Below are 21,111 nucleotides of genomic sequence, written 5' to 3'. Positions count from 1 at the left end.
CGGGAGCCCGGATTCGACGCCTGCCACGCACGGTCGTTCCAACCGTGCCGGCCCAATATCCGCCGGCACATTCCGTCTGCCCATCCGCCCGGAGCGGAATACCGCATCCTCCCCGGTTTGAGTGCGGACGCGCCGCGCGCTACGATGCCCCTTTTACGGAGGCTGATTTGAAATCGTTTATTGTCATCGCCGCCCTCGCGCTGCTTGCGAGCGGTCCCGCCCGCTCACAGCCGCTGGTCGATCCCAACAAGGTTGCTCCCGAATACCGCGAGGCGGCGGAGAAGCGCCGGGCCGAGCAGCTGCGCCAGCGCGAATGCGCGCTGAAGGCGGATCTCGAGAAGGTGCTGCCCAGGGATCGCACCGCCTTTCTGAACCAATGTCTGGACGCGATGGCGGCCAAGCGATAACGGCCGACAGCCTGTTTCCGGCCGGCATCTTCCGCCGCCTGCCGCGGCCGGCCAATGGCGCTTGGCCGCGCGCGATCTGGGACACCCAGCGGCGAAGACATTCAAGCTTTCTTCAGACATTTGGGGTCAGCTGACCATCCATTTCCAAAAGTCATTGTTGTCCGCGCATGAGTTCAGTCCAGATTCAGTGCACGCGGTGCAAGAACGTGTTTCGCGATCGCGCCGGGCGGTTGCAAGACGGCTATTCCAGGCAATGTCCGGGCTGCGAAGTGGTGCTGTTCTTCGCCGAGGACTCCCAACATCCCTTCATCAAGCGCGCGATGCGCAATGCGCGCAAGGCCCGCAAGGAGATGCGGGAGGCGGATGCGGCAAGACTGGCTGCTCCGGAGCAGCGCGGGGCACGATCGAGATCGTTCGCTGGACGGACGCGATCGGCGGAACGTGAGGACTAGCTCACCTGCGCTTCTGCTTCCTCGGAAACAGGCGGTCGCGGATGTAGCGCGAGGTCGCCGTCAGACGGATGCCGCGTGGTTTCTGCCAGGCGGCGCGGTCGATCTCCTTCTTGTCGCCGATCGCCAGCCTGCCCTTGGCCGTCTTGGCAATGAAGATCGCGTCGCTCATCCTGCGGCCGGAGCGCTTGTTCCTCGCCTTCACTTCCTTCCAGAGGCTGATCCTGCCGAGCTTCAGCTTGGGCAGCTCCTCCCTGATCTCCCGGCGCAGGCAATCCTTTTCGGACTCGCGCGCACGCTTGCGGCCGCCCGGGAACATCCACAGGCCGTCCGACCGACGTCTGACCAACAATACTTTGCCGCGCCGCGCGGCAACCAGCTTGGAAGACTTCGCCATTGCTGCCGCCACTGAACAGAATCGTCCCAATCGTAACTTGTCTAGTGGAACAGACAAGTTGCGAGAGACTTTGATCACAGGCCGCGCCGCCGGCACTTGGCGAGACCTCGCCGGCAGATCGCGCCCCTCGAGGCGAGATCAGCCCTCGCCCGCCCCTGCCCGATCCTCCGTCCTGATCCAGGCCATCATCATCTCCCACGCCACCGACAGGATGATCGGTCCGATGAACAGGCCGACAATGCCGTGGGCGAGCGTGCCGCCGATCACGCCGACGAAGATTACGATGGTCGGCGTGGTCAGGCCGCGCCCCATGACGAGCGGCTTCAACATGGTGTCGATGAAGCCGACCAGGACGAGGAACACGGTGAGCAGCAGCGCCGTGGTGACGTCCTTGGCGGTCCAGATCCAGATGATGACGGGCAGCAGCACGAGGAAGGCGCCGATCTGCACGATCGAGAGCAGCAGCACGATGAAGGCGAGAAGGCCAGCGCTCGGTACCGTCGCGAGCTTGAAGCCGATGCCGGCGAGCAGTGCCTGCACGATCGCAACGCCGATCACACCCTGGGCCACGGCGCGAATGGTCGCGCCCGCAAGCGACAGGAAATGCTCGGTCTGCTCGGGCACGATGCGAAACAGGAAGCCGCGGCCGGCGGCGACCAGCCTCGGCCCATGCGGAAATAGAAAGCCCGCCACGAACACCGAGACCAGAAACTGGAGCGTGCCGACGCCGGCATCGCCCGCGAGCGAAAGCAGCGGGCCCGCCAGCGGCTGGAGATATGGCGCCACCTCGCGCACCACGGTGCGGATGTTGGTGTAGGCCTGGTCCCAGAGCTCGTAGAGCCAGGGGCCGACGAGCGGCCACGTCTTCAGCTGCTCGGGCGCTCCCTGAAGCGCCAGATCGCCGGTGCCGAGCTGATGCGCCAGCTCGCGCACGCCGTCCACCGCGCTGATGCCGAGCCAAGTGGCCGGGCCAATGACGATGCCGAGCGTTATCAAGGTCAGGATCACTGCGGCGGTCTTGGGCCGGCCGCCGAGGACCTTGGCGACCCAGCTGAAGACTGGATAGAACGCAACGGCGAGCACGCCGCTCCAAGCCAGGATCGGCACAAACGGGCGGATGATCAGGAAGGTCCAGATAATCAACAGGGCGAGCAGGCCGAGCCGGATCACGAGCTGGATGACGTCCTCTCCGGTCAGGAGCTGACGGAGACTTTTCACGGGCACTGCTTTCCTTGCGGCATGAACGCAACTTCGGTGCTTGCGAGGCCTAGCCGTTATTGCCAGCAACGCATCCGGCGTCAAGACGACTGGAACTGCTCGGGGCCAAGATTAGGAGCACTTCGGACCATTCGGCATTCTGCGACGGGCCCGCAACTCGGCCGGGCGTGGCTAACGCCCGTTAACCGGATTTCCCCGCGCCGGTTTACGCCGCTGCAAACGCCCGTGGCTACCGTGGATCGAAGTCACCAAAAAGCATTCGGCGCAATGGCCAACACCATCTGGACGATCGAACAATTCACCTGTGCGGGTTGCGGCATGAACTACACCGCGACCAGGGAGGAGCACAGCGAGTCCCACACCGGCATCTTCAAATGCAGCGTCTGCAGCAGTGTGGTGCACGCCTGGTCCGGGAAACATCATTTCTTCGGCTGGCAAGCCGTGAAGACGAGGCCGCCCGTGTTCGGGAGGCGCTGGGCAGACGTCGAATGGTAGGGTGTCCACGACGCGCGCACCTCTGGTCACGCCCCCGGTGATGCGAGACCGACCGGGGATCGGCGCAATTGCACCGGCGCCGTTTGGAGTCCGTTCACCGATCGCCGCTAGATCAGGACGGAATCCTTCGCGCGAACAGCAATTATGGCCGACCTCAACGCCGTCCTTACCAGGCTCAACGACCGCCTGCTCCGCCTCGAGGGCGAGCTGTTCGTGCTGCGCTCACTGGCGCGCGCCACGCTGACGGCGGGCGACGACCATGCGGTGCGCATGCGCAAGCTGGTCGAAGCCGCAAAGATCGCGCTCGACGACGAGGCCAAGCGCCAGCTCGACAAGCCGACGCGCAAATATGTCGATGCGGCGACCGCACTGGTGGACGAATTGCTGGTCGAGCCGACCCCGGCTCGGCCGCTGTTCACGGTGATCGACGGCGGCCGGCGCGACTGAGCGCGCCCGCCCCGGCGCGGTGATCGGTTAACGCCCGTACATTCCGGGCCCGCGTGCGCCGTTCGGATAGCACCGTCCCTGCGAATAATTGTAATCGTAGCCATCGGGGCAGAGGCCGCCGCGACGTCCGTATTGTTCGGGACGCCCGTAGGCGCCGGGAGCATGCGCACTATTCGGATAGCAGCTGCCGGTCGAGTAATTGTAGTCGTAACCGTGCGGGCACAGGCCGCCGCGTCGTCCGTATTCGCCCGGCCCGGGATCCCGCGTATACACGCCGGGCGAATGATAGTCGTTGGGGTAGCAGCGGCCGTTCGAGTGGTTGAAATCATAGCCGTGCGGACATTGTCCGCCCGGACCACCTCTGAACTGGACCTGCTCCACCATGGGCTCCGGCGAAGCCGCAGGCACGGTGGCAAATGCAAGCAGGCCAGCCAGCGCAAGCTCGATCATGACGTCTCCTCCAAATCACGGGGACAAGCCTAGCAGGATTCGTGTCCCACGAAACGACCCAAGGATTGAGCCATGCCCGGCCTGAACCCTGCATGAACCGGTCTCGGACTGCGACGATACGCCGTCCCATCCTCGCAAGAGCTGGCCTCGCAGCCCGCTAGATCGTCGTGGAATTCTCTGCCTTGAGCCGGCTGAGGCCTGCCTCGATGACCGCGATCTCCTCGTCGATCTGGCCGATCGGCAGGCTGAAATCATAGCCGGACTTGCTCTTCAGATCGACCGCGAGCCGCTGCCTGTGCATCATCAGCTCGTCGAGCCCGCGGCGGTTCTTCAGCCGCACATAGCTGTCGACGATCTGCTCAATGGCGCTCGGCATGAAATCTGTCCCGGCGAAAACGCCCGCGCGGCGCACCCACGCCGGCGGGACATTTCGGTGTCGCGGTACGCAATACAAATCCGCGACGGATTCGTCGATACGCCAGGCTGGTTGAGATCGTGTTACCATTCGATGATTGATGCGCGGCATGAAAAGGCCGGGTTCAAAAACCGATGCGGGTTGAAATGCAGCCAGCCCCGGTCGGCGCACGCCTATCAGCCGACCAAGGTTGTCTCTGTTAAACCAGACACAGGAACCAGCGTTCGTCCGCGTGCCGTCCGACCGTGGCGGCGCGGCAACGGCTAAAGCATGATCCGGAAAAGTGCGTAGCGGTTTTCCGAAAAGATCATGCTTAAACAACAACCTAAAGCGCGATGGCGATTCATCCTAATCGCATCGCGCTTTAGTCGGTGACGCAGAAGTAGGTGCGCGGCCATCTGCGATAGGCGCCGTAACGGTAATACGGCCGGTAAGCGTAGCCGCGATAGAGCGCCGGCGGCTCTTCGCCGTAATAGGCACGGTGATAGAAATTGGTCACCGGCCCTCGGGCGCAGCGATAGGTATTCCAGCTCGGCCCCACGAATGGCGCGATCCCGGTTTCGGGCGGCACGGCCGGGTATGGCCCGCCCGCTTGGGCCGGAATGGTGGCGAGCAGGGTCGCGAAAAGGAAAAACCAGGCGCATCGCATGCGCTCGCTCCCGAACCGGTGCAATGCCCCCATGGAAGCACCGGAACGGCGGGCAGCGCAATCACGACGTTCATCGCGCCCGCCGCCTCGGCGCATTGTTGATAACCCACGCAAACGCTGAGCGGGTGGTGACAGGGCATCGGGACGTGTTATCGGGGGATGACGCAGTTGCGAGACCGGATCGGACCCCATGCGCATTACCCTCGTCGGCTCCCGCCATTTCGGCGTGACCACCCTGAACATGCTCCGGGAGCACAGCGTCTCGATCGCTCGGGTCGTGGTGGCCGATGCCGAGGATCGCCTCGCTGCGACCGCCGCGGCGGCCGGCATCGAGGTCGTGGTGCAGGCCGATCCGAAGTTGGTGGTGGCCTCCGAGATTGCCCCCGATACCGATCTGATCATCACGGCGCACAGCCACGCCCGGATCGGCAAGGACGCGCTCGCCGCCGCCAAGCTCGGCGGCATCGGTTATCACCCCTCGCTGCTGCCGCGCCATCGCGGCAAGGCCGCCGTGGAATGGACCATCAAGGAAGGGGATCCGATCGCCGGCGGCACGATCTACCACCTCGCCGACCGCATGGACGCCGGCGCCATCGCCGCCCAGGACTGGTGCTTCGTCAAGAAGGGCGAGACGGCGCGCGAGCTCTGGGAACGCGCGCTGGCGCCGCTCGGCCTCAAATTACTGGCCGACGTGATCGACTACGCCAAGGTTCACAAAGCGCTGCCCGCCAAGCCTCAGGACGAGCAGTTCGCGACCTCCGCGCCGAGCCTGTCCTGAAGGCCCTCTCTGACGTTTACCCTTAACGTGAAGCCGCATTGATTCTGCTTCGAAAACTGGCACCGGAAACGCAAATAAACCATTGTTCCAGCAGGAACAATTTTGGATTTGGCGTTGCACCAAATTTCCGTCACATTTGGTCCAGATAAGCGACAGCATATCAGACAGATTCAAGGACGGAATTTATGCGTTTTGCTCGCATTGCGGTGTTCTGTGCCGCTTCAGTTTTCACCGCTACCCTCGCCGCTTCCGCCTATGCCCAGACCCCCTACGACGGCAACTGGCAGGTCACGATCATGACCAAGAGCGGCTCCTGCGAACCCACCGCGAGCTCCATGCTGACGGTTGCCGACGGCAAGATCACTGCGCCCGGCGCTAACGTTTCCGGCACCATTGGCAGCGGGGGACTTGTGAAAGTTTCGATCAATGGTGCATATGCTAACGGTCAACTCAGCGGCAACGCCGGATCGGGAAAGTGGAATGGAGCATCTGCAGGCATACCGTGCAGCGGGCGATGGGAAGCATCGCGCCAATAAATCAGTCGAGGCTCCCGCCCGGAACCGGCGGCTGCTGATTGCGGCCGCCGTTTCGTTTGTAGCCGCGTTCGCGAACACTGAAACCTATGCGCAGTCCGGCCCGTTCGCCCCGCTGGCGGGCAATTGGAGCGGCGCCGGCACCGTGACCTTGGACGACGGCTCGACCGAACGGATCCGCTGCCGGGCCAAATACGCCCCGATCGGCCCGACCATGGAGATGTCGCTGACCTGTGCCAGCGACGCCTACAAGTTCAACCTCGCGGCCAGCGTCAAGGCTGAGGGAAGCGCCATCGCCGGCAGCTGGTCCGAGGCCAGCCGCAATATCTCCGGTTCGCTCCAGGGCCGCGGCGGCGGCGGCAATTACGAGCTGGTTGCCTCCACCGCTGGCTTCAACGCCAACCTCTCGCTGAAGACGAGCGGCAACAAGCAGAGCGTCTCGATACGCGCCGATAGCCAGTTCCGCGGCGCTAACGTCTCGCTTTCGAAATAAGACATCAACGGCACGACAATCGACCCAGCGCCCGCGCCGGGTCGATTTTTATGCGCCCGGCACGAACGCCGTGACCTCGATCTCGACCTTGGCCCGGTCGTCCACGAGGCCACCGATGTAGAGCAGCGTCGAAGGCGGGAAATTGCGACCTAGCGTGTCCTTCCAGGCGGCACCGATGCCTGCGCCTGCACCCTCATATTCGCTGCGGCTGGTCAGGTACCAGGTCAGGCGGACGATGTGCTCCGGGCCTGCGCCGGCCTCGCCCAGCAGCTTGATGATCCGCTTCAGCGCGGTCGCGACCTGCGCTGCCATGTCGGGCGCGTAATTGCCGGCCTCGTCGCCACCGGTCTGGCCGGCCAGAACCACCCAGCGCCCCGGCCCTTCGACCACGAGGCCATGGGAAAAGCCGCGAGGTTTCTTCCATTCGGCCGGCTGCAAGACGTGCATGAGCGGAGCTCTCCCGATTTTCTCGTTGTTCGATGATGCCTAAAGCATGATCCGGAAAAGTGCGCAGCGGTTTTCCGAAAAGATCATGCTTAAACAATAACCTGAAGCGCGATGTCGATTCATCTTAATCGCATCGGCTTTAGCACGACACGCTGCATCGCTGCATCCACAGATTGACCGTTGCAAACGGTAGCGATGTCGCCGATACCGGCCGTCCCTCCAGGTTTCCATCCAGCATTTGCCCCAATGAGCGCGATACCGTCCAAAACGATGGCTGCATTGTGGATGGCCGGCTGGCTGTCGCTAATGCTGGTCATGGCGGTTGCCGGGCGCGAGACCACGCGCGAGCTGAACGTCTTTCAGATCATGGAAGTGCGCTCAATCATCGGGTTCACGCTGCTCCTGCCCATCATCTACAGCGCCGGCGGCTTCAAGGCAGTCGCGACCAAACGCCTGCGCCAGCACCTCGCACGCAACGGGGTCCATTACTTCGCACAGCTTGGCTGGTTCTACGCATTGACGCTGATCGGGATCGGGCAAGTCGTCGCAATCGAATTCACCATGCCGATCTGGACCGCCGTGTTGGCCGCAACGTTCCTGTCCGAGCGCATGACGATCTGGAAGATCGCCGCCATCGTGCTCGGCATTGTCGGCGTCGTCATGATCGTGCGGCCCGCCACCGGCGAGATCAATCCGGGCCAGTTGATCGCGCTCGGTGCCGCGATCGGCTTCAGCGTTTCCATGATCCTGGCGAAGTCGCTGACGCGGACCGAGAGTGCATTGTCCATCCTGTTCTGGATGATCGTGGTCCAGGCCGTCGTGGGCCTGCTGCCGACGCTCGCGGTGTGGATCTGGCCGTCGCCTCATCTATGGGGTTGGCTGTTCGTCATCGGGGTCTGCGGCACTTTTTCGCACTACTGCCTCGCGAGTGCGCTCCGGTACGCCGATGCGACAATCGTGGTTCCCATGGACTTCCTGCGGGTTCCGCTGACTGCGGCGGCCGGCTGGCTGCTGTATTCCGAGAGGCTCGATACCTGGACCGTGCTCGGCGCGGCGCTGATCCTGTGCGGCAATCTCCTGAATTTGAAGCCGACGCCAGCGGTTCCCGCCCGCGCGCAGTGAACCTCGCGCCGCCTTGCGCGACAAACCAAAGTGGCCGTGTGATTTGGATCACGTTGGAGCATCTCCATCGTGCACATTCGGCCACACAGCAGCGGTTTGGACGCCACCTACTAGCCGTTTTGGTGGCACGAAGTCGGGGACTTCGTGTAGGTTCGTTGCCAATTCGTTGCTGCCTGCAATTCGATTCTGTTGGGGATCTCAGATGCGCTATCTCACCCTCCTCGCTTCGCTGATGTGCATGGCCCTGTCGGTCAGTGCCGCGAAGGCCGACCGCCGCGTCGCCTTCGTTGTCGGCAACGGCAACTACAAGAACGTCGCGCAATTGCCGAACCCGCCAATCGACGCCAAGGCGATGGCGTCGACGCTGCGCAATGTCGGCTTCGAGGTGATCGAAGGTTCGAACCTCTCGCGCGACCAGATGACAGAGAAGCTGCTGGACTTCGGGCGCAAGGCGCAGGGCTCCGATGTCGCAGTTTTCTATTATGCCGGTCACGGCATCGCCGTCGGCGGCTCCAACTATCTTCTGCCTGTCGACGCTGACATCAAGTCGGAGATGGACGTCAAGCTCGGCGCCGCCATCAACATCGATCTGACGCTTGAGCAGACCATGGGCGACGCCAAGGTCAAGCTGGTCTTCCTCGATGCCTGCCGTGACAATCCGTTCGCTGCCAAGATCAAGTCGAACTCGGCGACGCGCAGCGTCAACGTGCAGAGTGGTCTTGCCGAGATGAAGTCCGGTGAAGGCACTCTCATCGCGTTCGCCACCGGCCCCGGCCAGACCGCGCTCGACGGTCAGGAGGGCAACAACAGCCCGTTCACGCGTGCGCTGATCGACAACATCACCAAGCCCGGCATCGAGATCCAGCAGGCGATGACGTCGGTACGCGCTCAGGTCAATGAAGAGACCCGCAAGGGGCAGCTGCCCTGGGGCCACACCAACCTGACCGGCTCCGTCTATCTCAACCAGGCCCCGACGACGCAGGTCGCCAACGCAGCACCGACCGCTGCTGGCATGGTGCCGGCTGCGAGCGGCGGCTCGGAGGGCGTCGAGCTCGAATACTGGCGCTCGGTGAAGGAGTCCAACAAGCCGGAAGAACTCAACGCCTATCTCACCGCCTATCCGAACGGTCAGTTCAAGGCGCTGGCGCTGGCACGGCTCGCCGCCATCAAGAGCGGTCCCTCGACTGCGACGCGCACCCTCACCGCCGGCGTCGATCCCGCGACCTTCACCGAAGAGGCCACCCAGCTCACCGAAGACCAGGTCGGCCTCGACAAGACCCAGCGCCGCGATGTGCAGCGTCGCCTCACCGGGCTCGGTTTCGATACGAAGCAGACCGGCGCGTTCAGCGAGGAGACCCGCTCGGTGCTCAAGCGCTGGCAGTCGGCGCGCGGCTATCCCTCATCGGGCTACCTCAACAAGCACCAGCACAAGGCCCTGCTCTCGGAAGTCGTGGCTGCCCCGGCGACCGCAAGCGACAACAGCCAGAAGGCAGCCCGGCGCGCCGCCAGCGCTCCTGCGGGCAGCAGCGCACCGGCACCCCACCGCAGCAATCCCGGCGATGCTGCCGGCGCGGCCTTCGTGGGCGGCGTCGTTGGCGGCGTGATGGGCGGCATGTTCCGCCGCTGAGACGAGACTGGATCAAACAAAAAAGCCCGGCTTGCGCCGGGCTTTTTCTTTGATCCTCATGGGGAGGAGGCGCGAGGCCGAACCATGAAGGCCCAGCTAAAGCATGATCCGGAAAAGTGCGCAGCGGTTTTCCGAAAAGATCCTGCTTCAACAACGACCTAAAGCGCGATGGCGATCCATCCTGGTCGCATCGCGCTTTAGAGGGCCTTCCATCCTTCGAGACGCTTGCTGCGCAAGCTCCTCAGGATGAGGAGTCCATAGGGCGCGGGACGAGAGATTCCTTCCCCGCGGCCTTTCGCAGCGCCTCGTTGATGCGATCCTGCCAGCCCGGACCGCCGGACTGGAAGAACTCCAGCACGTCCTGGTCGAGGCGCAGCGTGACCTGCTCCTTGACGCCGGGAACGGCGTTTTGCTTGGGCGGCGCCACGGCGACCTTGGCCGTCACCTTCTTGAACGCTGCCTCCGCTTCGGTCCTGGCATCGCCAAGCGTGCGCGGCCGCCTCGGTGGTTGGTCCGCCATGTCCTAGACTCCTTCAAACAGAGCCGTCGAAAGATACCGCTCGGAGAAGGACGGCACTATCGCCAGGATGGTTTTTCCCGCAGCGTCCGGCCGCTTGCCGATCTGCAGCGCTGCCGCGATCGCCGCACCCGAGGAGATGCCGCCCGGAATGCCCTCATGCCGCGCCAGCGCGCGCGCGGTCTCGATTGCCATGGTCGAGTTGATCTTCACGATCTCGTCGATCACCGCGCGATCGAGGATGTCAGGGACGAAGCCGGCGCCGATGCCCTGGATCTTGTGCGGCGTATGCTGTCCCCCTGACAGGACCGGGCTCTCCTCCGGCTCGACCGCGACGACGCGCAAGCCGGCCTTGCGCGGCTTGAGCACCTGGCCGACGCCGGTGATCGTGCCGCCGGTACCAACGCCGGCCACGAAGAAATCGATATTGCCGGCGGTGTCGTTCCAGATCTCCTCCGCCGTGGTGCGGCGGTGCACCTCGGGATTGGCGAGGTTCTTGAACTGCTGCGGCATCACCGAGTTCGGCGTCGTCTTCAACAGCTCCTCGGCGGCCGCGATCGCGCCCTTCATGCCTTGCGCCGCCGGCGTCAGGACCAGTTCGGCACCGAGAAAAGCAAGCATCTTGCGCCGCTCGATCGACATCGATTCCGGCATCACAAGCTTGAGCCGGTAGCCGCGCGAGGCCGCCACGTAGGCGAGCGCAATGCCGGTATTGCCGGAGGTCGGCTCGATCAGCACGGTGTCAGGCTTGACGATGCCCGCCTGCTCCATCGCGATGATCATGGCCGCGCCGATTCGGTCCTTCACGCTTGCGGCAGGATTAAAATATTCAAGTTTCGCCAAAATGGTCGCATTTACGTCGTGCATGGCGGGCAGCCGGCGCAAGCGCACGATGGGCGTATTGCCGAAGGCCTCGACGATCGAGTCGTAGATCCGGCCGCGGCCGGGTTGGTGCGCTGCACCCGTGGTGGACGACGCGTCCATGATGAACTCCCTGTGGCGACATGCTTCTGTCGCGACCGTGCGCAGTTACCGACAGCTTGCGGCGACTCGCAAGCGACAATGCGGGGCGGCCGGGAATTCGCTGCACAGCAAAATTGTGTGGGCGGGCTGGCCGTCTGCGGGAGTCTCAAGCCGGCCGCCAACCGCGATTTCGTTGTCAATCCGTTCACGATTGCCGTGCTGAATTACCCGTCCGGCGTGCAGTCTTCCGGATCATTCGCTTATGCCTTCGCCACATGCCGTCCCGGCAGGCGACGTCCGTTGCGATCGGCCGCTCACGGGCGGGGGGAGCGCAGAGAAGGCCTGATGCACAAACGGCTCGCATTCATCGATACCCTGCGCGGCATCGCGGTCCTGGCGGTGGTGGTCCAGCATACGCTCGAGGTGATCGTGCGGGACCATCCCACAGGCGCCTATCATGCGTTCCTTCATGAGGCGATCGGCTACTACATGAATTTCGGCCGGTTCGGCGTCGTGCTGTTCTTCTTCGTCAGCGGCTTCGTCATTCCCTTCAGTTTTCCCGCCAGCGCATCTCCCGTGAACGACTTCGCGATCAGCCGCTTCTTCCGACTCTTCCCGGCCTACTGGACCTCGATCGCGATCGGGCTGGTCACGATGCAGGCGGTCACGTCCAGGACCTATCCTCTGTCGCAGATCGCCGCCAACCTCACGATGCTCCAGTCCTTCCTGGAGGTCCCTCACCTCTGGGACTTCTACTGGACGCTGACAATCGAGCTGCTGTTCTACCTTGTGTGCATCATTCTCTTCGCGGCAGGACTGCTGCACCGGCCCCTCACGGCCGCTGCCATCGTCATTGCAACCGCTCTTGTCGGGATGGCGGTCGCTGTCCTGGTTGCGGACCGGGCAGCCTGGGTGGTGATGGAGGTTGGACTGAACCTGTCGGCGATGTTCCTCGGCAAGATCATTCGCGACACCGTCATCGGCGGAAGGCTGCGATGGCGCCATGTGGCGGGCTGCACGACGCTCTACGTCCTGTTCGCCATCACGCTGTCCAGCAAACGCTATGGCGGGATCTACCAGGACGATTTCTTCTACAGCTATTCGATCGGGGCGGCCTATGTCTGCGCGGCCCTCGTCTTCATCGTGTTTGCCGCATTCGGTGAGAGGATGGCCTGGCGCCCGATCGCGTTCGTCGGCGTCATCAGCTACTCGGTCTACCTGATGTCGCCGTTCGCAATGGATTGGATTCACCACTACGCCTGGCCGGGCGACGGACCGCTGGCATGGTTCGTCTTCGTCGCCGAGGTCGTGACGTCGTCAATCCTTGTCAGCTGGATGACATATTCCCTCGTCGAGAAACCCTGGATTTCATTCGCACACAGCCTCCACTCGGACCGCAAAGGCGATCGCGCTCGAGCAAGCTCTCGGCCGACAGGGTGCAGCGCAGTAATTGCGCGCCATGACGCGTGAAGCAGCGCGCCGAACTATCGCAACGCACACGGATTTTTTGCGCTGCGATACCGAGGCCGAAAGACGGCCAGTGAACACATCGTGGTGACGGCAATTTTATAAAAGCCCGCCGTTCGTGTAGCGACCTCGTCAAACACTTCTGCTTATGTTAGACTTACGTCTTAAAGCAGGGAGGTCACCACGATGTCAGCAGTCGCTGAAGTGTTGCCGACCGTCGCGCCGAACCGCGATCCGCGTTGCAGCGAGTTGCCCACCTGTCCGGTCTGCGCCGACTCCATGGTCGCCGCCGAAGCATCCGCCTACGTCTCGGACCACGTCATCAGCTATCTCTGGACCTGCGACAATTGCGGCTATGGCTTCGTCACCAAGCACGCCGTCAAGCAACGGTTCGTGTGCAACTGATCTAGCGCGGGGCGATGTCGCCCCTCGCCCAGTCCGTGCGCGTACGCTGATAGAAGTCGTCGAATTTTCCCTGTGCGATCGCGTCTCTGATGCCCTGCATCAGGAACTGATAGTAGGCGATATTGATTTCGGACAGCAGCATCGCCCCCAATGTCTCGCCCGCCTTGACGAGATGGTGCAGATAGGCGCGCGCGCAGTTGCGCGTTGACGGCCATGAGCTCTCCTCATCCAGCGGACGCGGATCGTCTGCGTGGCGCGCATTGCGCAAATTCACCTGACCAAAGCGCGTGAAGGCGACGCCGTGCCGGCCATTGCGCGTCGGCATCACGCAATCGAACATGTCGATCCCGCGCTTCACGGCTTCGAGAATGTCGTCGGGCGTACCGACGCCCATCAAATAGCGCGGGCGCTCCTTCGGCAGCACCGGCGCGGTCTCGTCGATCATCGCCAGCATCACGGCCTGCGGCTCACCAACGGCAAGGCCGCCGATCGCGTAGCCGTGGAAGCCGATCGCAACCAAGCCGCTCGCGCTGTCATGACGAAGCTGGGGAATGTCGCCGCCCTGCACGATGCCGAACAGCATGTAGCCGTCGGGGGCGCTCTCGAAGGCGCGCTTGCTTCGCTCGGCCCAGCGCAGCGACAGTTGCATCGCACGCTCGATGTCGGTGCGCTCGGCCGGCAGCCGCACGCACTCGTCCATCTGCATGGCGATGTCGGAGCCGAGCAAGCGCTGCACTTCGATCGAGCGCTCCGGCGACAGCTCGACCTTGGCACCGTCGATATGCGAGCGGAAGGTGACTGCATGCTCGCTGATCTTGCGCAGGTCCGCCAGCGACATCACCTGGAAGCCGCCGGAATCCGTCAGCATCGGCCCGTTCCAGCCGGTGAACCGCTGCAGGCCGCCGAGCGCCGCGATCCGCTCGGCGGTCGGACGCAGCATCAGGTGATAGGTGTTGCCGAGCACGATGTCGGCGCCGGCATCGCGCACCTCGCGCCAGTGCATGCCCTTCATGGCACCGGCGGTGCCGACCGGCATGAAGGCCGGCGTCCGCACCACGCCGTGAGGTGTGGTCAGGCGTCCGGTGCGCGCGGCACCGTCAGTGCCGAGCAGTTCAAAGTGATTGGGAAGGTCATTGTCGCGATTCATGGCGATGCTTATTGCGTGTCGGAGGAAGCTGATCAACCGCGCAACGCACGCCGCGGCCGGCCTGTGCTTCAGACTGGGACACAATTGAAGCGGATATTCACACCGCGACCCTTATTAAACAAATACCGTACCGCTGAGATCGCCGCGCCGGCCCGGTGCGGCGCTCCGCGGCCGGCCGATGCCCAAGGCCGGCCGCGAATTCTTTACGATCATCCGGCACACTCGCTGGCCGAGGGTTCGAGCATGACGACAGCCAAACGATGGACCTCAGGACTGCTTGCCATCGCCTTGCCAGCGCTGCTCCTCGGCGCGCCCGCGCGGGCGATCGTGACCTCGGGCACGCCCACTTCTCTTCACAGCGACAGAGATGGCGATCCCGAAGCCGACCGCCAGGCCGTCAGCCGCGAGATCGAGCGCTTCCGCAGCTCGTCGATCTCGATCAGCCAGGCCATGGCGATTGCCGAACGCCGTCACGACGGCGCCACGACGGCGGATGTGAGTTTCGACGGTGCCTCCGGTATACCAGTGTATCGGGTGAAGACCCTGCACAACGACCGGATCTGGCGCCACACCATCAATGCTTCGACCGGCGAGCTCGTCGCGGACGCCGCCCTCCCTCTCGCCGAGCTCGACCACGCGGACCGCAACAACCTCGCAGCACTCGGTGCGATCAGGCACCGCCTCGCCGATGCCGTGCTGGTCGCTGAGCGCGCGGCCTCCGGCAAGGCGATCAGCGGCGGGCTGGTACGCGAACGTGGCCGGCTCAATTTCGCGATCGTCGTGATCAGCGGCGACGACCTCAAGGAGGTCATCCTGGAGCCGCCGGGCGCGCGGCCCAAATAACGGCACAAGACCCGCCTCTCCGGCACCGGCCGGGGACGAAAGGCCATTGACGGCCGCAAGACTCTCCCGCATAAGTCGCCGCCATGTTCACGATCACCAAACGCACGACCAAAACCACCACGGCCTCAGGGGCCCGGGGAGGCGTGCGCGCGTAGTCGTCGACTAGAACGCATCCACTCTACCGAAGCCCCGCCATCGATGGTCCGGGGCTTTTTTGTTGCCTAAATTTTCAATTCAATGGAGGACAAAGTGAGTAACGATCCCGTCGTCGCAATTGTCGGCGTCACCGGTGCGGTGGGCGCTGAATTCATCGCCACCATGGACAAGCGTGGCTTTCGCGCCAGCAAGCTGAAGGCGCTCGCCAGTGCCCGCTCGGCCGGCAAGACGGTGTCGTTCCGCGGCCAGTCGGTGGTGATCGAGGAGCTGACCGAACGATCTTTCGACGGCGTCGATATCGCGCTGTTCTCCGCCGGCGGCAGCATCTCCAGGAAGTATGCGCCGATCGCGGTCAAGGCCGGCGCTGCCGTGGTCGACAATTCCTCCGCCTTCCGCATGGACCCGAGCGTGCCGCTGGTGATCCCCGAGATCAATGCGGGCCGCATCAGGGATCACAAGGGCATCATCGCCAATCCGAACTGCGCTGCGATCACCGCGCTGGTGCCGCTGTGGCCGATCCATCAGAAGAACCGCATCAAGCGCATCATCATCTCGACCTACCAGGCCGCCAGCGGCGCCGGCGCGGCCGCGATGGAGGAACTCGTCGAATCCACCCGCGCCAATCTCAACGGTCAGGTCTATACGCCGAAGGTGATGCCGCACCCCTACGCCTTCAACCTCTTCAACCACAACACCGCCGTCGATCCTGAGACCGGCTACAACGACGAGGAGACCAAGGTCATCAAGGAGACCCGCAAGATCTTCGAGGACGAGAAGATTGCGATCGGCGTCACCTGCGTCCGCGTGCCGGTGCTGCGCGCCCATTGCGAGGCCATCACCTTCGAATGCGAGAAGCCGATCAGCGAAGACCAGGTCCGCGCCATCATGGCGCAGGCCCCCGGCGTGAAGGTCGTCGACGACCGGGTGAAGAACTACTTCCCGATGCCGATCGACGCCTCTGGCCAGGACGACGTCCTGGTCGGCCGCATCCGCAAGGACCTCAGCGATCCCAGCGGGCATTCGATCTCGATGTTCGTGGCGGCGGACCAGCTGCTCAAGGGCGCGGCGCTGAACGCGGTGCAGATCGCGGAACTGTTGCCGCAGCGGGTGATGGCGTAACGGAAGGTGCGTAGGGTGGGCAAAGCGAAGCGTGTCCACCCTACCGTCGACTTGACCGGGCAATTAGGTCAGAACGGCCGTGACATCTGTCTCGGCAAAATCGGCTCCCTTGAAAAGGAGCGGCTCTGAGCGCGCCTTCGCCAAGGCGTAGACCGCGCAATCGACGATATTCAGCTGCGCCGGATGGCCCCCGCCCTTACCGAACCGCCGAAATGCCTCGAACGCGCCTTTCGCCATCTCTGCGTCGAACGGCACTACCGCGATGCCGGCCGTCTCCAGCAACTCCCCAAAAAATTCGACTGCCGACGCCCCGAAGCGAGAAGAAAGAACGATCTTGGTTTCCAGCACGGCGACTGCCGACATCGACAGGCTATCCGCTTCCAGCATGGCGGTCCGATAGCGCTGCCCATCCGGCTCGTTTGACGGTCGCGACGATCGCAGACGTATCCAGCACCATCAGGAAGGCAGCCCGAACCGGTCGTACCCAAGAACTTCGTCGGCAGGTCGGGGATCCAGAACAGGCAAGGCAGCGGTTCGTTCGAAGAACGTCGTCAGGGCGGCCTTTCTATCTTCGGCCGGCGGGAGGACGCGCGACAAGCGCTCCTCGATGGCGCGCTCCAGCGCCGTCTCGATATCTTCCCCCGTCAGGCGGGCGAGGCGCTGGGCAAGTTCATCAACTTTCCTGGAACGGATGTTCATCGGCCACTCGATCAACGCAAATGACACGGCATCGTAGCACGAAGATGCCCGGAGGTCACGTCACTCCCGCGCCCGAAACAGCAAACACGCATCGCCATACGAATAGAAGCGATAACCGCTCGCGATTGCGTGAGCATACGCCGCCTTCATCGTCTCGAGCCCGGAGAAGGCCGAGACCAGCATGAACAGCGTCGACTTCGGCAAATGGAAATTGGTCATCAGGATGTCGACGGCGCGGAAGCGATAGCCGGGCGTGATGAAGATCGCCGTCTCGGCCGCGAAGGGCTGGATGGTGCCGTCCTCACCGGCCGCACTTTCAAGCAGCCGGAGTGACGTTGTGCCGACGGCGACGATGCGGCCGCCGTTCTTCCGCGCGCGGTTGAGGCGCTCCGCCGTCTCGGCCGAGATCGTGCCCCACTCGGCATGCATCTTGTGGCCTTCGGTGTCGTCCGCCTTCACGGGCAGGAACGTCCCTGCCCCGACATGCAGCGTGACGCGATTGACCTCGATGCCGCGCTCGCGCAGCGCCTGCTCCAGCTCCGGGGTGAAATGCAGTCCCGCCGTCGGCGCCGCGACCGCGCCTTCGTTCGCGGCGAACATGGTCTGATAGTCGGCGAGGTCCTGATCATCGGGCGTTCGTTTCGAGGCGATGTAGGGCGGCAGCGGCGGACTGCCAAGATCGGCGATGGCCTGATCCAGCGCCGGGCCATGAAACGAGAACGACAGCGTCACCTCGCCCTCGGTGCCCTTGGCTTCGACCTCGGCGTCGAGATGGCCCAGCAGGCAGACCTTGCCTTCATTGCCGAAGCGGATGCGGTCGCCGGCGACAAGCTTCTTCGCGGGCTTCACCAGCGCCTGCCAGCGCGAGCCGTTGAGACGCTTGATCAGCGTCGCCTCGATCCTGGGCTCGGTCTCGCGGCCGATGCGGCGGCCCCTCAATTGCGCTGCGATCACCTTGGTGTCGTTGACGACGAGCTGGTCGCCCGGTTTCAGCCATTGCGGCAGATCGGCAACGGTCTGGTCGCGCAGCGCACCGTTTTCCACGACCAGCATTCTCGCGGAGTCGCGCGGGCTCGCCGGGCGCAACGCGATGCGCTCGGCAGGCAGGTCGAAATCGAACAGATCGGTACGCATGTCGGACCCAGCGCCACACAGTCACTCCCCATCCTGAGGAGCGCGGAACGCGCGTCTCGAAGGATGAAGGCCCCACTGCTGCAGCTCGGCCTTCATGGTTCGAGACGGCGCTGCGCGCCTCCTCACCACGAGGAGAAACGCTTACTCCGCGTCCGCGGCCATCCGCGCCTTGACGATCTTGTCGGGGTTCTGCACCGGCTCGCCGCGCTTGATCTTGTCGACGTTCTCCATGCCCTCGGTGACTTTGCCCCACACCGTGTACTGGTTGTCGAGGAAGCGGGCGTCGTCGAAGCAGATGAAGAACTGGCTGTCGCCCGAATCGGGGCTCGCGGCGCGCGCCATCGAGGTGGTGCCGCGCACATGCGGCTCCTTGTTGAACTCGGCCTTCAGCTTCTTGCCGGAGCCGCCGGTGCCGGTGCCCTGCGGGCAGCCGGTCTGCGCCATGAAGCCGTCGATCACGCGGTGGAACACGATGCCGTCGTAGAAGCCTTCGCGAACGAGCTCCTTGATGCGCGCGACATGCCCGGGCGCGAGGTCGGGCCGCATCTCGATGGTGACGGGACCCTGGGTGGTCTCGAGGATCAGGGTGTTTTCGGTGGCGCTCATACTCGTCTCTCTTGCGTTGGGGGTGAAGTCTTGTCAGGCGACGTTTTGCGGCTGCGGAACTGGATCGCGAAAGGTCGCCCCGCGGCGGCGCTGGCCATTGCATCGGTAAATGGCACCGGCGTGCAGCGTTGCAACGCCTCCATCACCGCGATCCGGTATTGCAGCCGGTCATTGTCGGAGGCTTCCGCGGATTCATAGGTAATCCTCGGATGGCCCAGAATGTTTCCGGCGCGGTTAAAGCTCACGGCCACCGTGATGTCGAGGGGGTGCGCCTTTGCCGGCGACGGCGGCCTCCAGCAGGTACGCAGGTGCCGGAAGATGTCCTGGATGGTGTTGACCTGCCGATCCTGAGAGGCCGCGCCCGAGGTGCCGAACAGCAGCACTGCAGCAACCAGCAGCAGCTTGTCGCCACAGCGCGCCATCGCAGCTCCTATTTGGTGTCGGAGGCGACCTGCACCTTCACCATCTTGTCGGGATCGGTCACCGCGCCGCCGGCGGAGCCGGGAGGTGCCTTCTTCAGCTTGTCGACGACGTCCATGCCCTGCACGACCTCGCCGATTACTGTGTACTGGTTATCGAGGCTGCCGCCGTCGGCGAACATGATGAAGAACTGGGAGTTGGCGCTGTCCACGCTGTCGCCGCGCCGCGCCATCCCGACGATGCCGCGCGCAAAATGCACCTTGGAGAATTCCTGCTTCAGGTTCGGATATTTCGAGCCGCCGGTGCCGTTGAACTTCTCGCCGTCGCCGGTCTGCGCCATGAAGCCGTCCATGACGCGATGGAACGGTACGTTGTTGTAATAGCCCTCGCGCGCGAGCTGCTTGATCCGCTCGGCATGCTGGGGCGCGATATCGGTGCGAAGCTTGATGACGATACGGCCCTTGGTGCTGTCGATGACGATAGCGTTGGCCTTGTCGAGGTTGGCCGGCAAAGGCTGCGCCATCGCCGGCACCGCGAACAGAAGCGCGGCAAGAACTGCGAGAATTCGGATCATGACAACTCCGGATCAGAGATTAAGAAGGGAATCGCGCCGCTATGCGGCGAATTTTGCCTTGAGCTGAGCCGCAACCTGCGGCGGGACGAAGGCCGAGACATCCCCGCCCATGCCGGCGATCTGGCGCACCAAAGTGGCGGTGATCGGGCGAACCATGGGAGAGGCCGGCAGGAACACGGTATGCACATCCGGCGCCATCGCCTCGTTCATGCCGGCGAGCTGCATCTCGTAATCGAGATCGCTGCCGTCGCGCAGGCCCCGAATCATGATGGTCGCGCCGTGCTTGCGCGCCGCGGTCACTGACAGGTCGTCAAACGTCACCGCTTCGAGGACGCAGCCGGCCTGCGCCGCCACCGGGCCGCAGACGTCAAGCAGCATCTTCAACCGCTCCTCGGTCGAGAACAGCGGCTTCTTGCCAGGATGGACCCCGACCGCGACCACGAGCCGGTCGCAAAGGGACACGCTGTGCCGGACCACGTCCAGATGGCCGTTGGTGATGGGGTCGAAGGAACCGGGATAGAAGGCGATACGCGGCATGGCTCCCTCCTACCGCGCCCGGCCCGGCCCGGCAAGCCGGACTGGTTCCTGGCCGATTCACGCGAAATCTCCGCCGGATGTGTCGGTAATGGCCGGTTTGTTTCGTCCTCGGGGCAGCCACGAAACAAAACGGAGCGCGAACGAAACCATTTCCAGCCTCGGCGAAGACGTCCCGAAACTGGCCATGGTTACTAATCCGGCCAACGAAATGACGGGCCGCACACTGGGCGTAGGCGGCCGCATCACAGGGGACTGTCAATGATCAAGGCTCTTTCAGCGATCGCACTCTCTGCGTCTGTCGCCGCAGCCCTCACCCTCCTGCCCGGCTTTGCCCCGAGCGTCGAAGCCAGCGTGCCGCAGCCCCTGGCCAAGAGCGACCGGCTCGATATCCGCGCCATCGGCAAAGACTGCTCGCAGCAGGCCTGGCCGAATTTCGAAGCCTCATGCCTGCGCAAGGCCGACACCAAGGCGAATGTCCGCGAAGCGCGCCTCGTGACCGCCAACCGGATGCCGTAGTCCGGTCTGTCAGCTTCGCGTCACGTAATCCCGATGGAGTTTTGCGGCGTCTCATCGCAGACTGGGTGATGGTCGCGCCCC

The 21,111-nt window shown here is 63.8% G+C and carries 30 protein-coding genes; 14 read left to right on the top strand and 16 right to left on the bottom strand.

What is annotated here, in order from left to right:
* The first annotated feature begins 167 nt into the window (after window positions 1-167).
* Together IVB28_RS15225 and IVB28_RS15220 are read left to right on the top strand one after the other, a co-directional pair.
* Complete coding sequence (locus IVB28_RS15225; protein ID WP_247527242.1) at window positions 168-407, top strand: hypothetical protein; 240 nt, start codon at window positions 168-170, stop codon at window positions 405-407.
* A gap of 167 nt (window positions 408-574) precedes the next feature.
* Window positions 575-859 carry a Zn-ribbon domain-containing protein gene (locus IVB28_RS15220; RefSeq protein WP_247527240.1) on the top strand — a complete coding sequence of 95 codons (285 nt, stop codon included), beginning with the start codon at window positions 575-577 and terminating at the stop codon, window positions 857-859.
* Between the two features lies 1 nt (window position 860).
* Here the strand turns inward: IVB28_RS15220 and IVB28_RS15215 are convergent, their stop codons facing one another.
* Entirely contained in the window at window positions 861-1,253 is a 393-nt protein-coding gene (locus tag IVB28_RS15215) for an NUDIX hydrolase (RefSeq protein WP_247527238.1), read from the bottom strand.
* Window positions 1,254-1,391: 138 nt separating this feature from the next.
* Window positions 1,392-2,477 carry an AI-2E family transporter gene (locus tag IVB28_RS15210; protein ID WP_247527237.1) on the bottom strand — a complete coding sequence of 362 codons (1,086 nt, stop codon included), beginning with the start codon at window positions 2,475-2,477 and terminating at the stop codon, window positions 1,392-1,394.
* 261 nt (window positions 2,478-2,738) lie between these two features.
* Between IVB28_RS15210 and IVB28_RS15205 the strand changes: the two genes are divergently transcribed.
* Window positions 2,739-2,966, top strand: a complete 228-nt coding sequence (locus tag IVB28_RS15205) for a hypothetical protein (RefSeq protein WP_247527235.1) — start codon at window positions 2,739-2,741, stop codon at window positions 2,964-2,966.
* 144 nt (window positions 2,967-3,110) lie between these two features.
* The gene (locus tag IVB28_RS15200) at window positions 3,111-3,413 is read left to right on the top strand and encodes a hypothetical protein (protein WP_247527233.1); all 303 of its coding nucleotides are present in this window, start codon (window positions 3,111-3,113) and stop codon (window positions 3,411-3,413) included.
* 27 nt (window positions 3,414-3,440) lie between these two features.
* Here IVB28_RS15200 and IVB28_RS15195 read toward each other — a convergent pair whose 3' ends face one another.
* The 3 genes from IVB28_RS15195 to IVB28_RS15185 form a co-directional block, all read right to left on the bottom strand.
* Window positions 3,441-3,863: a hypothetical protein gene (locus IVB28_RS15195; RefSeq protein ID WP_247527231.1), complete on the bottom strand. Its 423-nt coding sequence runs from the start codon at window positions 3,861-3,863 to the stop codon at window positions 3,441-3,443.
* A gap of 157 nt (window positions 3,864-4,020) precedes the next feature.
* Window positions 4,021-4,239 carry a hypothetical protein gene (locus tag IVB28_RS15190; RefSeq protein ID WP_247527229.1) on the bottom strand — a complete coding sequence of 73 codons (219 nt, stop codon included), beginning with the start codon at window positions 4,237-4,239 and terminating at the stop codon, window positions 4,021-4,023.
* Between the two features lie 403 nt (window positions 4,240-4,642).
* The gene (locus IVB28_RS15185) at window positions 4,643-4,927 is read right to left on the bottom strand and encodes a hypothetical protein (protein WP_247527228.1); all 285 of its coding nucleotides are present in this window, start codon (window positions 4,925-4,927) and stop codon (window positions 4,643-4,645) included.
* 190 nt (window positions 4,928-5,117) lie between these two features.
* On the opposite strand from IVB28_RS15185, the gene IVB28_RS15180 reads away from it, so the two are divergent.
* The 3 genes from IVB28_RS15180 to IVB28_RS15170 all read left to right on the top strand — a co-directional run bounded on the left by IVB28_RS15180 (window position 5,118) and on the right by IVB28_RS15170 (window position 6,731).
* A complete protein-coding gene (locus IVB28_RS15180) occupies window positions 5,118-5,705 on the top strand; it encodes a formyltransferase family protein (RefSeq protein WP_247527227.1) in 588 nt (195 codons plus the stop codon).
* Between the two features lie 185 nt (window positions 5,706-5,890).
* Window positions 5,891-6,241 carry a hypothetical protein gene (locus IVB28_RS15175; RefSeq protein WP_247527226.1) on the top strand — a complete coding sequence of 117 codons (351 nt, stop codon included), beginning with the start codon at window positions 5,891-5,893 and terminating at the stop codon, window positions 6,239-6,241.
* Entirely contained in the window at window positions 6,186-6,731 is a 546-nt protein-coding gene (locus IVB28_RS15170) for a hypothetical protein (protein WP_247527225.1), read from the top strand. The genes IVB28_RS15175 and IVB28_RS15170 overlap by 56 nt, the downstream gene beginning before the upstream one ends.
* Window positions 6,732-6,779: 48 nt before the next feature.
* On the opposite strand, the gene IVB28_RS15165 is transcribed toward IVB28_RS15170, so the two are convergent.
* Entirely contained in the window at window positions 6,780-7,178 is a 399-nt protein-coding gene (locus IVB28_RS15165) for a RidA family protein (protein WP_247527224.1), read from the bottom strand.
* A gap of 246 nt (window positions 7,179-7,424) precedes the next feature.
* On the opposite strand from IVB28_RS15165, the gene IVB28_RS15160 reads away from it, so the two are divergent.
* Both IVB28_RS15160 and IVB28_RS15155 read left to right on the top strand, forming a co-directional pair.
* Window positions 7,425-8,300, top strand: coding sequence for a DMT family transporter (locus IVB28_RS15160; protein ID WP_247527223.1), 876 nt, complete (start codon window positions 7,425-7,427; stop codon window positions 8,298-8,300).
* 202 nt (window positions 8,301-8,502) lie between these two features.
* On the top strand, window positions 8,503-9,927 hold the full coding sequence (locus tag IVB28_RS15155; protein WP_247527222.1) for a caspase family protein: 1,425 nt from the start codon (window positions 8,503-8,505) through the stop codon (window positions 9,925-9,927).
* A 241-nt stretch (window positions 9,928-10,168) separates the two neighbouring features.
* Here the strand turns inward: IVB28_RS15155 and IVB28_RS15150 are convergent, their stop codons facing one another.
* Both IVB28_RS15150 and cysK read right to left on the bottom strand, forming a co-directional pair.
* Window positions 10,169-10,447 (bottom strand): BrnA antitoxin family protein, encoded by a 279-nt coding sequence (locus IVB28_RS15150; RefSeq protein ID WP_247527221.1) that lies wholly within the window; start codon window positions 10,445-10,447, stop codon window positions 10,169-10,171.
* 3 nt (window positions 10,448-10,450) lie between these two features.
* On the bottom strand, window positions 10,451-11,428 hold the full coding sequence (gene cysK, locus IVB28_RS15145) for a cysteine synthase A (RefSeq protein WP_247527220.1): 978 nt from the start codon (window positions 11,426-11,428) through the stop codon (window positions 10,451-10,453).
* 12 nt (window positions 11,429-11,440) lie between these two features.
* On the opposite strand from cysK, the gene IVB28_RS15140 reads away from it, so the two are divergent.
* Window positions 11,441-12,877 (top strand): acyltransferase, encoded by a 1,437-nt coding sequence (locus IVB28_RS15140; protein ID WP_247527219.1) that lies wholly within the window; start codon window positions 11,441-11,443, stop codon window positions 12,875-12,877.
* A 183-nt stretch (window positions 12,878-13,060) separates the two neighbouring features.
* Complete coding sequence (locus IVB28_RS15135) at window positions 13,061-13,279, top strand: hypothetical protein (protein ID WP_247527218.1); 219 nt, start codon at window positions 13,061-13,063, stop codon at window positions 13,277-13,279.
* Window position 13,280: 1 nt separating this feature from the next.
* On the opposite strand, the gene tgt is transcribed toward IVB28_RS15135, so the two are convergent.
* Window positions 13,281-14,426 (bottom strand): tRNA guanosine(34) transglycosylase Tgt, encoded by a 1,146-nt coding sequence (tgt, locus tag IVB28_RS15130; protein ID WP_247527217.1) that lies wholly within the window; start codon window positions 14,424-14,426, stop codon window positions 13,281-13,283.
* Window positions 14,427-14,669: 243 nt separating this feature from the next.
* Here tgt and IVB28_RS15125 point away from each other — a divergent pair, with 243 nt between their 5' ends.
* Both IVB28_RS15125 and IVB28_RS15120 read left to right on the top strand, forming a co-directional pair.
* Window positions 14,670-15,269, top strand: coding sequence for a PepSY domain-containing protein (locus tag IVB28_RS15125; protein ID WP_247527216.1), 600 nt, complete (start codon window positions 14,670-14,672; stop codon window positions 15,267-15,269).
* Between the two features lie 237 nt (window positions 15,270-15,506).
* On the top strand, window positions 15,507-16,544 hold the full coding sequence (locus tag IVB28_RS15120) for an aspartate-semialdehyde dehydrogenase (RefSeq protein ID WP_247527215.1): 1,038 nt from the start codon (window positions 15,507-15,509) through the stop codon (window positions 16,542-16,544).
* 63 nt (window positions 16,545-16,607) lie between these two features.
* Here IVB28_RS15120 and IVB28_RS15115 read toward each other — a convergent pair whose 3' ends face one another.
* The 7 genes from IVB28_RS15115 to coaD all read right to left on the bottom strand — a co-directional run bounded on the left by IVB28_RS15115 (window position 16,608) and on the right by coaD (window position 20,514).
* Window positions 16,608-16,931 carry a type II toxin-antitoxin system VapC family toxin gene (locus IVB28_RS15115; protein WP_247527214.1) on the bottom strand — a complete coding sequence of 108 codons (324 nt, stop codon included), beginning with the start codon at window positions 16,929-16,931 and terminating at the stop codon, window positions 16,608-16,610.
* A 69-nt stretch (window positions 16,932-17,000) separates the two neighbouring features.
* Complete coding sequence (locus IVB28_RS15110) at window positions 17,001-17,243, bottom strand: type II toxin-antitoxin system VapB family antitoxin (RefSeq protein ID WP_247527213.1); 243 nt, start codon at window positions 17,241-17,243, stop codon at window positions 17,001-17,003.
* Between the two features lie 60 nt (window positions 17,244-17,303).
* On the bottom strand, window positions 17,304-18,377 hold the full coding sequence (gene queA, locus IVB28_RS15105; protein WP_247527212.1) for a tRNA preQ1(34) S-adenosylmethionine ribosyltransferase-isomerase QueA: 1,074 nt from the start codon (window positions 18,375-18,377) through the stop codon (window positions 17,304-17,306).
* 141 nt (window positions 18,378-18,518) lie between these two features.
* Window positions 18,519-18,983 (bottom strand): peptidylprolyl isomerase, encoded by a 465-nt coding sequence (locus IVB28_RS15100; protein ID WP_028144513.1) that lies wholly within the window; start codon window positions 18,981-18,983, stop codon window positions 18,519-18,521.
* Window positions 18,980-19,405: a hypothetical protein gene (locus IVB28_RS15095; protein ID WP_247527210.1), complete on the bottom strand. Its 426-nt coding sequence runs from the start codon at window positions 19,403-19,405 to the stop codon at window positions 18,980-18,982. Before IVB28_RS15095 ends, IVB28_RS15100 begins: the two co-directional genes overlap by 4 nt.
* 8 nt (window positions 19,406-19,413) lie before the next feature.
* Window positions 19,414-19,977, bottom strand: a complete 564-nt coding sequence (locus IVB28_RS15090; RefSeq protein WP_247527208.1) for a peptidylprolyl isomerase — start codon at window positions 19,975-19,977, stop codon at window positions 19,414-19,416.
* A gap of 39 nt (window positions 19,978-20,016) precedes the next feature.
* Entirely contained in the window at window positions 20,017-20,514 is a 498-nt protein-coding gene (coaD, locus tag IVB28_RS15085) for a pantetheine-phosphate adenylyltransferase (protein WP_247527206.1), read from the bottom strand.
* Window positions 20,515-20,772: 258 nt separating this feature from the next.
* Between coaD and IVB28_RS15080 the strand changes: the two genes are divergently transcribed.
* The gene (locus tag IVB28_RS15080; protein ID WP_247527205.1) at window positions 20,773-21,030 is read left to right on the top strand and encodes a hypothetical protein; all 258 of its coding nucleotides are present in this window, start codon (window positions 20,773-20,775) and stop codon (window positions 21,028-21,030) included.
* Window positions 21,031-21,111 lie beyond the last annotated feature (81 nt).

It is taken from the genome of Bradyrhizobium sp. 199 (genome assembly GCF_023073355.1).
Lineage (GTDB): Bacteria > Pseudomonadota > Alphaproteobacteria > Rhizobiales > Xanthobacteraceae > Bradyrhizobium.
Note: the sequence above shows the minus strand (reverse complement) of the source record. Positions and strands in the feature narration are given on the sequence as shown.

Excerpts from the sequence above, each read along its gene's own strand:
- IVB28_RS15220 (WP_247527240.1), top strand. The coding sequence starts at position 575 with ATGAGTTCAGTCCAGATTCAGTGCACGCGGTGCAAGAACGTGTTTCGC.
- IVB28_RS15215 (WP_247527238.1), bottom strand. The coding sequence starts at position 1,253 with ATGGCGAAGTCTTCCAAGCTGGTTGCCGCGCGGCGCGGCAAAGTATTG.
- IVB28_RS15205 (WP_247527235.1), top strand. The coding sequence starts at position 2,739 with ATGGCCAACACCATCTGGACGATCGAACAATTCACCTGTGCGGGTTGC.
- IVB28_RS15200 (WP_247527233.1), top strand. The coding sequence starts at position 3,111 with ATGGCCGACCTCAACGCCGTCCTTACCAGGCTCAACGACCGCCTGCTC.
- IVB28_RS15195 (WP_247527231.1), bottom strand. The coding sequence starts at position 3,863 with ATGATCGAGCTTGCGCTGGCTGGCCTGCTTGCATTTGCCACCGTGCCT.
- IVB28_RS15190 (WP_247527229.1), bottom strand. The coding sequence starts at position 4,239 with ATGCCGAGCGCCATTGAGCAGATCGTCGACAGCTATGTGCGGCTGAAG.
- IVB28_RS15185 (WP_247527228.1), bottom strand. The coding sequence starts at position 4,927 with ATGCGATGCGCCTGGTTTTTCCTTTTCGCGACCCTGCTCGCCACCATT.
- IVB28_RS15180 (WP_247527227.1), top strand. The coding sequence starts at position 5,118 with ATGCGCATTACCCTCGTCGGCTCCCGCCATTTCGGCGTGACCACCCTG.
- IVB28_RS15175 (WP_247527226.1), top strand. The coding sequence starts at position 5,891 with ATGCGTTTTGCTCGCATTGCGGTGTTCTGTGCCGCTTCAGTTTTCACC.
- IVB28_RS15170 (WP_247527225.1), top strand. The coding sequence starts at position 6,186 with ATGGAGCATCTGCAGGCATACCGTGCAGCGGGCGATGGGAAGCATCGC.
- IVB28_RS15165 (WP_247527224.1), bottom strand. The coding sequence starts at position 7,178 with ATGCACGTCTTGCAGCCGGCCGAATGGAAGAAACCTCGCGGCTTTTCC.
- IVB28_RS15160 (WP_247527223.1), top strand. The coding sequence starts at position 7,425 with ATGAGCGCGATACCGTCCAAAACGATGGCTGCATTGTGGATGGCCGGC.
- IVB28_RS15155 (WP_247527222.1), top strand. The coding sequence starts at position 8,503 with ATGCGCTATCTCACCCTCCTCGCTTCGCTGATGTGCATGGCCCTGTCG.
- IVB28_RS15150 (WP_247527221.1), bottom strand. The coding sequence starts at position 10,447 with ATGGCGGACCAACCACCGAGGCGGCCGCGCACGCTTGGCGATGCCAGG.
- cysK (WP_247527220.1), bottom strand. The coding sequence starts at position 11,428 with ATGGACGCGTCGTCCACCACGGGTGCAGCGCACCAACCCGGCCGCGGC.
- IVB28_RS15135 (WP_247527218.1), top strand. The coding sequence starts at position 13,061 with ATGTCAGCAGTCGCTGAAGTGTTGCCGACCGTCGCGCCGAACCGCGAT.
- tgt (WP_247527217.1), bottom strand. The coding sequence starts at position 14,426 with ATGAATCGCGACAATGACCTTCCCAATCACTTTGAACTGCTCGGCACT.
- IVB28_RS15125 (WP_247527216.1), top strand. The coding sequence starts at position 14,670 with ATGACGACAGCCAAACGATGGACCTCAGGACTGCTTGCCATCGCCTTG.
- IVB28_RS15120 (WP_247527215.1), top strand. The coding sequence starts at position 15,507 with ATGGAGGACAAAGTGAGTAACGATCCCGTCGTCGCAATTGTCGGCGTC.
- IVB28_RS15115 (WP_247527214.1), bottom strand. The coding sequence starts at position 16,931 with ATGCTGGAAGCGGATAGCCTGTCGATGTCGGCAGTCGCCGTGCTGGAA.
- IVB28_RS15110 (WP_247527213.1), bottom strand. The coding sequence starts at position 17,243 with ATGAACATCCGTTCCAGGAAAGTTGATGAACTTGCCCAGCGCCTCGCC.
- queA (WP_247527212.1), bottom strand. The coding sequence starts at position 18,377 with ATGCGTACCGATCTGTTCGATTTCGACCTGCCTGCCGAGCGCATCGCG.
- IVB28_RS15100 (WP_028144513.1), bottom strand. The coding sequence starts at position 18,983 with ATGAGCGCCACCGAAAACACCCTGATCCTCGAGACCACCCAGGGTCCC.
- IVB28_RS15095 (WP_247527210.1), bottom strand. The coding sequence starts at position 19,405 with ATGGCGCGCTGTGGCGACAAGCTGCTGCTGGTTGCTGCAGTGCTGCTG.
- IVB28_RS15090 (WP_247527208.1), bottom strand. The coding sequence starts at position 19,977 with ATGATCCGAATTCTCGCAGTTCTTGCCGCGCTTCTGTTCGCGGTGCCG.
- coaD (WP_247527206.1), bottom strand. The coding sequence starts at position 20,514 with ATGCCGCGTATCGCCTTCTATCCCGGTTCCTTCGACCCCATCACCAAC.
- IVB28_RS15080 (WP_247527205.1), top strand. The coding sequence starts at position 20,773 with ATGATCAAGGCTCTTTCAGCGATCGCACTCTCTGCGTCTGTCGCCGCA.